Source organism: Exiguobacterium sp. 8A (assembly GCF_902506275.1).
Classification (GTDB): Bacteria; Bacillota; Bacilli; order Exiguobacteriales; family Exiguobacteriaceae; genus Exiguobacterium; species Exiguobacterium profundum.
On record NZ_LR733630.1, the window covers coordinates 2472517 to 2483922 of the forward strand.

Genomic DNA, 11406 nt, shown 5'->3' on the forward strand with positions numbered 1-11406 from the left:
TAGCATTGAAAAAGGGCTGGCGTTTGTTTACATAGATTGGGCAACGAAACACCAGGATAAATCTCACGATTCGCTCGTGATGACGCACAAAAGTCACCGACCATGAAGCGGTTCGGTGACTTCGTTGGATTGACTGATTTGTTTGACTCGTTTCAATACGTCCCGTTTCGGTAAATCTGGGTAATCATGCTGGATGCGTTCGACGCAGGACACGATTGTTTCGGTTCGTAACAGGTGGATGATCTGCTGATCGATTGAATCAAGTTCAAGAGGTACGTCTTCTTTCGAATTCTCACGATTTAGCCAAAATGATGAACCGAATAAGTGTACGAATACAATCGCCATGACAGTGAGCGTCGATAAATCGATAGACGGAAAGAGTGTCAGTACGACGTATAGACTGATTCCGCTCACTGTTCCGTGCAGAATGGTGTCGATTAGACGCGGTACGTTCGCATGACCAAGCGAGCGTAACGCTCCCGTTAACCCATCAACAAACAAACTTAGGATCGTCGACAATAGGTAGAAACAACCGAGCATCGCGAGAGTCGATAAGATTCGGAATGCTGTGTCTTCAAGCAGATAGATGATAATCAAATCGACGATCAATAGCGGGGCGAGGGCGAGCGCTAGAATCAATGCGCCCCAACCGAGTCCAGTCACAGCCTTCATGAGACATGTGCCCGATATCGTCCAAGTGCGATGATGGCACAGAAGAGACAGACTGTATGAGTCAAGATTCCGATGAGCATGGCGTTCGGAATGATGGATTGGAAGCCAAGACCGAATGCGAGGGCGGCGCTCGATAGGATCAGAAAGCTCGGCGTATAATTTCGTACGATTGTTTTCTGCTTCTTCGTATGTACCACAAAGTATCCTGCAATGAGTAAAAAGACAGGAAACAACATGATGGGGTAGACCGATTGAAGCAACAGTCCGAGTAATCCGGACAGACCAGCGATAACGGCGAATATAGAAGGATAGTATGCTTTCAAATTTCCAACTCCTTGACTCTTTTCCCTAAATATAACAGCCCTCCTCATTATTGAGAAGGGCTGTCGTTTTTGTTTCAGGCTGATGCTTTGTCTGCTTCTTCTTGTGCTTTCAATTCTTCACCGTACGAAACGCGGTCTTGAATGCGAACGAACGGAAGGTAGACGGCAACGGCCATGGCGATTGTTGCAATCTGTAAGAGGGCAGCGCGCCATCCGCCAATCAAGAATCCAGAGATGACTGGAGGTGTCGTCCATGGTACTTGAAGCGCGTTGAACGGCTCGACCCAACCCCAAAGGATGGCAAAGTAGACCATGAATGAAGCGATGGCTGGTACGACGACGAATGGGACGAACATGATCGGGTTGAAGACGATTGGCATCCCGAAGATGACCGGCTCATTGATGTTGAAGATACTTGGTGCAAGTGACAACTTCCCAAGCTGCTTCAAGTGTGCCGAGCGTGCAACGATTAAGACGGCAATGATGAAGCCGATTGTGATTCCTGATCCACCGAGTTTCGTGAACACATCGAGGAATTGAATCGTAACGATTTTTGCGTTCTCACCAGCGACAAGCGTGCCACCTGCATCGAGGATGGCTTGGTTTTGAAGTGCGTTCGCTGTGAGAAGTGGTCCCATGATTCCCATGAGGATTGCGGCACCGTGAATCCCACACCACCACATGACGGACATGAGCACCATGATGATGACGGCTCCAGCGAGTGTGTCAGTCAAGTTTTGAAGTGGTGCTTGAAGCACATCATAGATGACTTCTGTGAACGTACGCTCTGCAACCGCTTGGAAAATCGCAAACGTCGCAACGGCGAGCGAGATGATCGCCAAACCAGGAACAAGTGCAGAGAATGAGTTCGATACGCCTGGCGGGACACCGTCTGGCATTTTAATGCTGATCCCGCGTTTGATGAACTGCGAGTAGATGAATCCGACTGTCAATCCGACGAGGATGGCAGCGAGGACACCTTGTCCACCTGTCCATACTTTTGGAATGACGCCACCGACGAATTCCCCAGATTCAGACAAGACAGAAGCTTGTGTGATGATGAGGAACGAGATGATTCCGAGGATACCAGCTGGCACGCCTTCGATCTTTTCGTTCTTGACGTACGAGTAAGCGATTCCAAAAACACCAATCAAAGCAAGGATGTCAAACGTCGCGCCGACGACTTGCGTGAGCGGGAGTGACCAGTCTGCCCCGAATAGACCTGACATGAAGTCAGCCCAACCTGGAATCGGTAACGCCAGGATGAGAAGGAACAGCGACCCGATGATGGTCATCGGCATCGTGAGGATGAACCCGTCCTTAATCGCAAGGACGGGCTTGGCGTTCGCGAAGCGAACAAAAGCAGGGGTGAACTTTTCAAATACTCTTTCTAAGCGGCTCATAGGGGAACCTCCTTATAGGTCTTCAGCGCGCGTGGCGATGATCTCTTTATACCAATGGAACGACTGTTTTTTCTTCCGTGCGAGACCGTTGTTGTGGTCGACATAGATGAAGCCGTATTGTTTCTTATAACCGTTCAACCAGCTGAGTAGGTCGATTGCAGACCAAGCATAGTAACCTGCAACGTTGATGCCTTGTTGAACAGCATGTTTGACTGCACGAAGGTGTCCTTCGATGTACTCGATCCGTGGCGTGTCCATGATCTCACCGTCGACGATTGGGTCGACATCACCGAGACCGTTCTCTGTGATATAGATTTTGACGTCGCCGTAACGATCTTTCAGCATGTGCATCCCAGCGAGGAACGCTTCCGGTGAGATTTCCCAATCCCACTTCGTGTACACTTTGTCATCCATCTTGACCGTCTTGTAGACGCCATCGAATGATGGGTTACCCGGACGACCTGTCGAGTTCTCACGTCCACCCGCCATGACGAGCGCCGAGTCATTTTTCATGACGCGCTGCGGGCTGTAGTAGTTGAGACCGATAAAGTCGTTCATCGGAGCGGTACGTTTCAAGACGTCGAGTTCTTCCTCTGTCATTTCAGGAAGGAGACCTTGTTCATGTAAGCCGTTCACGACGTACTCTGGATATTCACCTTTCAAGATCGGGTCATAGAACCAATGTGTCGCATAAGCGTTCGCATGCATTTCGGCAAACTTGTTCTCCTCTGCATCATCGATACTGAACGCCGGGTTGAACACGTGTGTGATCCCGATTTCGCCAGTGTGACCGTTTTGTTTGAAGAGCTCAACGGCACGGGCGTGAGCGACGAAGACGTTATGTGTCGTTTGGAAATAGCCTTTGACGTCGCCTTCGATACCTGGCGGGTGTGCGCCTGTTAAGTATCCAAGTGAGCAGAAGATGACCGCTTCGTTGAACGTGATCCAGTGATTGACACGGTCACCGAACGATTGGAAGCAAGTATCTGCGAAACGGACGAATGCGTCAACTGTCTCTTTGTTCTTCCAGCCGCCTTTTTCTTCAAGTGCTTGTGGGAGGTCCCAATGGTAGAGCGTGACGAATGGGACGATGTCATGTTTCAAACATTCGTCGATCAAGTTGTTATAGAACTCGAGTCCTTTTTCGTTCACTTCACCCGTACCGTTCGGGAAGATACGCGGCCATGAGATGGAGAAACGATACGATTCGAGTCCCATCTCCGCCATGAGCGCGATGTCTTCTTTATAACGATGGTAATGGTCGACTGCGACGTCGCCGTTTGTGTTTTCAAATGTCTTACCAGGAATTTTCGAGAAGACGTCCCAGTTCGAGAGGCCTTTCCCGTCCTCGTTCCATGCGCCTTCGACCTGGTAAGAGGCCGAAGCAGCGCCGAACAAGAAATTGTTAGGCATTTTCAAAGTCATCACCTCAGTTTATTTATTTACAAGTTTCAATGAGTGGTCTAATACTTTCGCACCGTTCATCATGCCGTAGTCGACTGTGTTGATGACGTCGATTGGAACACCTTTTGGTTCGCAGATTTGCTTCCCTTTTGAAAGGAGGTACTTCACTTGTGGTCCGAGAAGTGCAACGTCGATGTTGTCGACGTAAGTTTCCATCTCCGATTCTGGGTAAGCTGCGATTTCAGCTTCGATGCCACGTTCAGAGGCAACCGCTTTCATTTTTTCTACTAACATACTTGTTGACATACCTGCCGCACAGAAGAGTCCGATTTTAATCATTGTTGATCCATTCCTTTCAATTCGTTGATTTCGTTTTGCATGTTCATCATATATCCAAGCATTTCTTTGACGAGAATCGTGTTCATCAAGTGATCTTGCGCATGCACCATGAGGACACCGACCGTTGCTGATTTACCTTGTGCTTCGAGCGTCACGAATTTCGTTTGAATCGCATGTGCTTCTTTTAATGTCGCGTCACCAGCAACGACTGCTGCTTCGGCTTCGTCTTTCTTTCCTTCTTGCATGAGGAGCATCGCTTGATGGTAGCTCGCTTTGGCGTCACCCGAGAGGGCGATGAGACCGAAAATATCTTCCGGTGAGATTTCGATTGTTTCAGAAACCATAATATCTCTCCTTTTTGTATGGATAACTAAAATTCATAGGTACAAATATTTTATACACGTTGATAGTAGCACGAAAGCGTTTTCGTGTAAACCCTTTCTTTTCGAAAAAAATGCATAAAAAATGCGCACGAGAAAAGCATCTCTCGGGCGCGTTTAGGACTTGATGTTCGAGACTTTGAGCATTTTGACATGTTTAAAATGATGGATGGAACGAGAGACGTCGAAGATTTGTCCGTTCGTCAAATAGACGGTGTTGTCGACGATCAAGGCTGGATCATTCTCGTTCAGGTCGAGCAGGTCGGCGGACTCTGAATCTAAAAAGTCTGCGTAAATGACTCGGTCGGCGAATCCGATGGCAAGTTTTTGGTCGTTTCGTAAATACGTGTAGATCGACTTTTGAACGATGTTCTCATCCAAGTAGATGACGAGCTCTTTTCGGAAGTATGAATCCTCTACCGAGAACGGGTGGTCATCGACGAGACGTAGACGCTTCACGAAGTAGACAGGTGTCCCGATCGGGCACTTCATACGTTCGGCGACCTCATCGTTCGCCACCGTCTGTTCGAAGTGTAAGACGCGTGTTTCGACTTTTCGACCGCTGAAGTCACTTGTGAGACCTTGGAGTTTTTCTAAATTGATGTAATCACTATTGTAATGGTCACGGACGAAGACGCCGCTCCCTTGAACTTGATAGACGTATCCTTTGTTGACGAGGATCTCGATCGCTTTTCGGACCGTGTTGCGGCTGACGCCATACTTGTTGGCATACTCATCCTCGGTCAATAATTTATTCGTATGTTGGTAGACGTGATTGACGATGTCCGCTTCAATCTGACTCGCAACTTGCTTGTACTTCGGAGACATACAGTTCTACACCTTTCAAAAAAATTTGTGGGAATGAATTTGGTAACAGTATAGCAGATAACCTTTGTAAGCGGATACGTTTCGTTCGTCAATTGTTGAAAAAAGTCGAACGATTCAATGCTAGAATATTCGGAAAATGTGAAACAATGAGGGCATAGAGTACGTATATAGTAGTAATGCATAAGAAGGAAAGGAAGTGCTCTAGTTGACTGAGGCACATTGGCATATGGAAGAAACCACATGGCGCAAGTCACACCTTCGGGTAGGCTATACATTATTGGTGTTTGTTGTGACGGCCATTATTTTATCTTTTTTCGGACGTTACGTCTGGTTGACAATCCCTTTCGTCTTGATTGGAATGGCCATGATTGGATTAGACGTGAAAAAGTATCGGATGCGTCGTACGCATATGAAAGATCGAGATGTCGTGAAGTTACTAAAATGGAACCTACTGTATGATTTGATCAGTTCGGGTGTTCTCGTCTCCTTGATTTCGGCTCTGCTAATCTTTCAATATGACAGTTTGACGTTAGCGATCGGATTGCTCGTATGGGGAGCAGTCAGCGATCAGATGTCACGGATGTTTCAAAAAAGGTTAAATGAACGTGTTCCGCTGTTACAGCAGTTAGATTTGGAGCGACGAAATCAATGATTAGACGCATGACACAAGAAAAAGCATGGAAGCGTTTATTCGACCAATGGATATTCGGCCTGTTTGGAACATTTGTAGTACTGATGTTACCGATCAGTTTATTAACAGATGACCTTACGTGGGGCGTGTTATATATCGCCTGTGCGCTCATTCCGCTGAACATCTTATATGTGAAGCGCTATCGAATGCGTCTGAGGTTTCACCCAGAACTGAAAGGATTGTATCGTCGTCAACTCGTTCGGGACGGATTCAACAGTGCTGCCTTTTTCCTCGCGTTGAATCATCAACTATTGTTCACATCAAACGTGGCGTATGTGTGTGTCACGGTATTCATTGGTGGTGCAATGCTATTAACGTTGAACGTGAACAAACAAACGAAACAACAAGATATGGAGTATATACATTTCGACAAGGAGGCGATATAGGTGGCACAAGACGTAAAGTGGATGCGACGAATGCGACGTTATGCCGTACCCATCTTGATTCTTTATGTCACGGCCATGATTGTCGCTCTCTTATTAGAGAAAATGTGGCTTATCCCTATCATGGCGTCGGTCTCCGTGATCATCGTCGTGATGGGCTATCAAGAGATGCGTATCATGTGGCGAATGACAAAACATCCGAAAGCTCATCGAATGCTTATATTCCAATACGTATTCGAATGGGTGGATGCGATTTTGTTGACGGCGCTCATGGTGACACTTCTGACAGCGGAAGATTTTGGTCTCGTGATCGGTCTCTTTTTTGGGATATGGGGAGTACTCAGTCCGATTCGGCAGAAGTGGTTCACGAAGCAACTTAAACAAATCGATCCGGAATTACCGACGTATGAGGAAGTGATTGAAGGGAGTGTACTAAATGGACCGTCAATTTGAACTCACGATAACGCATGCCAAACAATTCGAACGGTTTTTTGGCTGGCCGGTACTCGTCATATTCCTCATTTCGTTCATCACCATGTTACGGATACAGGCGACATGGATCATCCCCGTCATGTTGGTCGTATCCATGGGCATGGCTTATAAAGGATATATGGAATATCGAGTCATTCGCCCTTTTGCCGAACATCAAGCGGTCGCTCGCGTGTTACGCTATCGACTCGTTGACTGTTGGATTAGTGCTGTTTCGTTATTTGTGCTCTTCATCCCGATGTATGTGAACGAAGATGCCTTCATCCTGATTGGCGGGATCGTCGCCCTTTGGGGGTTGACGAAATCGTATCGAGAAAAGAAGTGGGAAGAGCGGATTCATGCTCATCAGTCAGAACTACCGACGTATGAAGAAGTGTTGGAAGGAGGAGAGAACATATGGAACTATCACCAAAAGTAAAAGCGCAGATCGACACGATTCTAAAAGTAGACCGCTTGACGAAATGGGGTGTCGGCATCATCGGCATCGGACTCGTCGTCAGTTTTTTGATTTATGCCTCGTATTGGACACTCTCAGATGGTGTCGTCACGGGAACATTATATGCGGTGCTCGCCGCAATCTTGACGGGTATTTTTATCCAATATCGGATGTGGTTGCGTTTCGTGAAGCATCAAACGGCGCGTAACCTCTTGTCATTCAAAATGATCGCGCACACGCTCGCTTTGACGGGTGTCGGGATTTATGGACTCTTCTATTTCACGAGTGAAGCGACGAGCACACAATCGTTCCGTATGTTCCTCCTTTCGCAACTGACGTTTTTCGGGATTGAATACTTGGCGAAGCGGTTCGACCGCGTCATTCAATCTTATGACGAAAACTATTTGACAGATCAAGATTTAAAAGAAATTCGTGAAGTCCGCGAATACGAGAAGGAGCAACGTCGTGAACAAACGTGATCAGATGAGAGAATTGACTAAATTCGATGAATCGGGAAAGTGGACTGTTAGTATGATGAGCGGCGCGCTTGCACTCATGCTTTTCTTCGCTGTAGAGAAAGGTTGGATTTCGTTGGTAGGTGTATTGTTGATTTCAGAAATCGCTGCCTTACCTGCATGGAAGAAGACGTGGGACCGAGAAGCAATCAAGAAGCGCTATTTGCTATCGAGAGAAGCAAAACGACTCGCGCATTGGAACTCAATCACTGGTTTGATTGCGTACCCATTTGTCATCGTCTTTCTATATTTCACAGTTACAGGGCAGATTTCGACGCTTGCTTTCTTTGTAACGATTGCAGTGCTCATACCGAGTTCTATGATGATGCATCGATTGTATGAAAAACATATGGTCCGACTTGATGAGAACTATGTCACGGAACGTGAATTAAGAGAAGAACAAAAATGGGGGAGCGCGTGAGCGTCTCTCCCATTTTATATGACCGTTCGAATAACAAAGTAGAGGCAGGTTAGGAAAGGAATTAGGAAAAGAAAACCTAGCCATTCACCTTGACCAAATAAGAGCCAAGCAAATAATTGAAACGAAAGTACACCGACTGTTGCAAATGTCGCAAATCGATAAGCTTTTGGGCGCGATGCAGGATCTTCCCACCATTCTTTAAAGAATGGAAGGCTAAAGAGAAGGGCGAGTCCTAGGAAAAAAGCTGCTGGAAAAACAAGTAGGTCACCAACATCACTTTGACCTCTTAATTGCAGCCATTTTGATGTGACAGATAATATGATTCCGATTACTAAAAATAGACTTGCCATCTCATTCCCCTCCATCTTTAAATATCGTTACTTGTATCATGCCCGTTCTCTCCCTACTCGAAAACCTGATGGATTGATGGCTTTTTAGTGAAAGTGGTGACTTTTACATGAACGGTAAAAAAGTATTTAGCGACTACTTTAACAATTTCTCTATCCAACACGCCTTGTACTCGATAGCATGAAAGCGTATCTGGAGAAACGGCTAGATATGAAGTGGAAGCGCCAGAACTCTGCGGAGTTGACGAGGACGAAGGTGATCGAGATTTCGGCGGATGCCTTCCAGTCGCGTGTCACGACTGAGAGAGTCTTGATAAAACGTTCGGGTGACCGGGCGGACAAAACGAGACTTGATGACATCACTCAAAAAAGCCCGTTTCCTTTTTCGAGAAATCGAAGAATAGAGGAGATTTGTTTATGTGTGGAATCGTAGGAATGATTGGACAAGTTGGAACGAAAGAGATTTTATTGAAAGGGCTTGAAAAGCTTGAGTATCGTGGCTACGACTCAGCAGGAATTGCCTTAGTCGGTGAGGACGTTCGTACGTTTAAAGAAGTAGGACGGATTCAAGCACTCCGTGACATTGTACCGGCTGATGCTGAAGGAACAATCGGAATCGGCCACACACGTTGGGCGACACACGGGGTACCGAGCGTTCCGAACGCCCACCCGCACCAAAGCACGACTGGACGATTCACGCTCGTCCATAACGGCGTAATCGAGAACGACGAGCAATTGAAAGCCACGCTCGACGTCCCGTTCCTTTCAGAGACGGACACGGAAGTCATCGTCTTACTCATGGAGAAACACTTCGTCGAGCTCGGTGATGTCGAGGCGGCGTTCCGCAAGACGCTTTCGGACCTCCACGGTTCGTACGCGATCGCGATGATCGACTCAGAGGACAAAGAACGCCTCTATATCGGGAAGAACAAGTCACCGCTCCTCGTCGGACTCGGGGACGGCACGTTTAACGTCGTCGCATCAGACGCGATGGCGATGCTCCAGGTGACAGACCAGTACCTCGAGCTCCACGACGGTGAAATCGTCATCCTCACACGTGAGTCGGCGACAATCAAAACGCTCGACGGTGACGTGCTCGAACGCGCGCCATACACGGCCGAGATCGATGCGTCAGATATCGAGAAGGGCACGTACGCGCACTACATGTTGAAAGAGATGGACGAACAGCCAGCCGTCATCCGCAACATCATCCAGCACTACCAGAACGAGAACGGTGACATCGAGCTCACGGAAGGCGTGCGTGAACTCGTTTCGGAAGCGGACCGGATTTATATCGTCGCATGTGGGACGAGCTATAACGCGGGACTCGTCGGAAAAGATATTTTGGAGCGCATCGCCGGCATTCCGACAGAAGTGCACGTTTCTTCTGAATTCGGCTACAATATGCCGCTCTTAAGTGAACGTCCGTTGTTCGTCTTCTTATCACAATCCGGTGAGACGGCGGACAGCCGTGCCGTCCTCGTCGAAGTGAAGAAACGGGGATACAAAGCGCTCACCATGACGAATGTACCGGGATCGACGCTCTCACGCGAAGCGAATGAGACGATGCTCCTCCATGCAGGACCAGAGATCGCGGTCGCCTCGACGAAAGCGTACACGGCGCAAATCGCCGTTCTCGCGATTCTCGCATATGACATCGCCCGTGCGACAGGGAAAGAATTGCCGTTTGATCTCATGCCGGAGCTCGCCCGTGTCGCGACCATCATGGACTCGATCATGGCGCAAAAAGAGTTATTCGAAGACCTTGCGGAACGTTATTTGAAGACGACACCGAACACGTTCTTTATCGGTCGTGGACTTGACGCTTCTGTCTGTCTCGAAGGAGCGCTCAAAGTAAAAGAGATTTCGTATATCCAAGCGGAAGGGTACCCAGGTGGGGAACTGAAGCACGGATCAATCGCCTTGATCGAAGACGGGACACCGGTCATCGCGCTCATCTCACAACCGAAGACGAACTTGAATATTCGCGGGAACGTTAAAGAGGTTGTCGCCCGTGGCGCGAACGCCTGTATCATTTCGATGCAAGGCGTGGAACATGAGAATGATGACTTCATCTTGCCGCACGTCGAGCCACTCATGGCACCGCTCATCAACGTCTTACCGGTTCAGTTGATGGCATATTATGCGGCGCTCGCCCGTGGCTGTGACGTCGACAAGCCACGTAACTTGGCGAAATCGGTGACAGTGGAATAAATAATGAAGAGGCTGAGTTAATAAAAACTGCACTTTGTTTGTTGGATACTTTCAACATACAAAGTGCAGTTTTTAATTAGTTCCTTCGGATTGCCTTAGAATAAATGATTGAATCATTGTATCGAATCGATAGTGTTCAAGTAAGGATTTGTTCTTTCTTGAAATGTTTAATCCGTACTCAGGTTTACTCTTTTGTCCGGGTTTATCGTAATCTCGATCAACGAATAATTCATTTGGGGCTAACCAAGCGACGTTAGGGATTAGATAAAGTTCAGGGTGTGCGTCTTGGGTGAATAAAAGAAGTGTCAAATAAAGGTTTGGATTCGTAAGGTCGAATTTACTTTTTTGCATAAAAACATATCCTGAATTACGAATTGCTTTTACTTGAATCTCACAAAAGCGGTTATTGGAATCTTTGATGACAAAATCGACTCCGTGATCATCTACTTCTGATGTATAGACGTCACATCCGTAGGACGCGAATTCCATTTTTGCATAGTACTCTGCATATCTTCCGAGCTGTAAGTGGTTTAAATGCTCCCAATTAAAGTTAGGCAATTC

The 11406-nt window shown here is 47.3% G+C and carries 16 protein-coding genes; 7 read left to right on the forward strand and 9 right to left on the reverse strand.

Translation table 11 applies throughout. From position 1 onward, the window contains the following. Nucleotides 1–93: 93 nt before the first annotated feature. From GVY42_RS12990 to GVY42_RS13020, 7 genes are all read right to left on the reverse strand, one after another. Entirely contained in the window at nucleotides 94–672 is a 579-nt protein-coding gene (locus tag GVY42_RS12990) for a hypothetical protein (RefSeq protein WP_159563455.1), read from the reverse strand. Further along, nucleotides 669–995, reverse strand: coding sequence for a hypothetical protein (locus GVY42_RS12995; protein WP_159563456.1), 327 nt, complete (start codon nucleotides 993–995; stop codon nucleotides 669–671). The genes GVY42_RS12990 and GVY42_RS12995 overlap by 4 nt, the downstream gene beginning before the upstream one ends. 74 nt (nucleotides 996–1069) lie before the next feature. Next, on the reverse strand, nucleotides 1070–2398 hold the full coding sequence (locus tag GVY42_RS13000; RefSeq protein ID WP_159563457.1) for a PTS sugar transporter subunit IIC: 1329 nt from the start codon (nucleotides 2396–2398) through the stop codon (nucleotides 1070–1072). 12 nt (nucleotides 2399–2410) lie between these two features. Then, entirely contained in the window at nucleotides 2411–3817 is a 1407-nt protein-coding gene (locus GVY42_RS13005; protein WP_159563458.1) for a GH1 family beta-glucosidase, read from the reverse strand. 15 nt (nucleotides 3818–3832) lie between these two features. Next, nucleotides 3833–4141, reverse strand: coding sequence for a PTS sugar transporter subunit IIB (locus tag GVY42_RS13010; RefSeq protein ID WP_015880671.1), 309 nt, complete (start codon nucleotides 4139–4141; stop codon nucleotides 3833–3835). Then, nucleotides 4138–4485, reverse strand: a complete 348-nt coding sequence (locus GVY42_RS13015; protein WP_074034730.1) for a PTS lactose/cellobiose transporter subunit IIA — start codon at nucleotides 4483–4485, stop codon at nucleotides 4138–4140. The genes GVY42_RS13010 and GVY42_RS13015 overlap by 4 nt, the downstream gene beginning before the upstream one ends. Nucleotides 4486–4638: 153 nt before the next feature. Next, the gene (locus tag GVY42_RS13020; protein WP_074034729.1) at nucleotides 4639–5349 is read right to left on the reverse strand and encodes a GntR family transcriptional regulator; all 711 of its coding nucleotides are present in this window, start codon (nucleotides 5347–5349) and stop codon (nucleotides 4639–4641) included. A gap of 205 nt (nucleotides 5350–5554) precedes the next feature. On the opposite strand from GVY42_RS13020, the gene GVY42_RS13025 reads away from it, so the two are divergent. The 6 genes from GVY42_RS13025 to GVY42_RS13050 are packed head-to-tail and all read left to right on the forward strand — an operon-like array spanning nucleotide 5555 to nucleotide 8284. Then, complete coding sequence (locus GVY42_RS13025) at nucleotides 5555–6001, forward strand: hypothetical protein (protein ID WP_159563459.1); 447 nt, start codon at nucleotides 5555–5557, stop codon at nucleotides 5999–6001. Beyond that, entirely contained in the window at nucleotides 5998–6426 is a 429-nt protein-coding gene (locus tag GVY42_RS13030; protein WP_159563460.1) for a hypothetical protein, read from the forward strand. Before GVY42_RS13025 ends, GVY42_RS13030 begins: the two co-directional genes overlap by 4 nt. Further along, entirely contained in the window at nucleotides 6427–6876 is a 450-nt protein-coding gene (locus GVY42_RS13035) for a hypothetical protein (protein ID WP_159563461.1), read from the forward strand. It begins immediately after the preceding gene. After that, nucleotides 6860–7330 (forward strand): hypothetical protein, encoded by a 471-nt coding sequence (locus GVY42_RS13040; protein ID WP_159563462.1) that lies wholly within the window; start codon nucleotides 6860–6862, stop codon nucleotides 7328–7330. The genes GVY42_RS13035 and GVY42_RS13040 overlap by 17 nt, the downstream gene beginning before the upstream one ends. Then, the gene (locus GVY42_RS13045; RefSeq protein ID WP_159563463.1) at nucleotides 7309–7827 is read left to right on the forward strand and encodes a hypothetical protein; all 519 of its coding nucleotides are present in this window, start codon (nucleotides 7309–7311) and stop codon (nucleotides 7825–7827) included. The genes GVY42_RS13040 and GVY42_RS13045 overlap by 22 nt, the downstream gene beginning before the upstream one ends. Next, a complete protein-coding gene (locus tag GVY42_RS13050; RefSeq protein WP_159563464.1) occupies nucleotides 7814–8284 on the forward strand; it encodes a hypothetical protein in 471 nt (156 codons plus the stop codon). Before GVY42_RS13045 ends, GVY42_RS13050 begins: the two co-directional genes overlap by 14 nt. A 14-nt stretch (nucleotides 8285–8298) precedes the next feature. On the opposite strand, the gene GVY42_RS13055 is transcribed toward GVY42_RS13050, so the two are convergent. Beyond that, complete coding sequence (locus tag GVY42_RS13055; protein ID WP_031424632.1) at nucleotides 8299–8634, reverse strand: hypothetical protein; 336 nt, start codon at nucleotides 8632–8634, stop codon at nucleotides 8299–8301. 414 nt (nucleotides 8635–9048) lie between these two features. Here GVY42_RS13055 and glmS point away from each other — a divergent pair, with 414 nt between their 5' ends. After that, the gene (gene glmS / locus GVY42_RS13060; protein ID WP_159563465.1) at nucleotides 9049–10845 is read left to right on the forward strand and encodes a glutamine--fructose-6-phosphate transaminase (isomerizing); all 1797 of its coding nucleotides are present in this window, start codon (nucleotides 9049–9051) and stop codon (nucleotides 10843–10845) included. A 72-nt stretch (nucleotides 10846–10917) separates the two neighbouring features. Here glmS and GVY42_RS13065 read toward each other — a convergent pair whose 3' ends face one another. Further along, on the reverse strand, nucleotides 10918–11403 hold the full coding sequence (locus tag GVY42_RS13065) for a DUF4365 domain-containing protein (RefSeq protein WP_159563466.1): 486 nt from the start codon (nucleotides 11401–11403) through the stop codon (nucleotides 10918–10920). Nucleotides 11404–11406 lie beyond the last annotated feature (3 nt).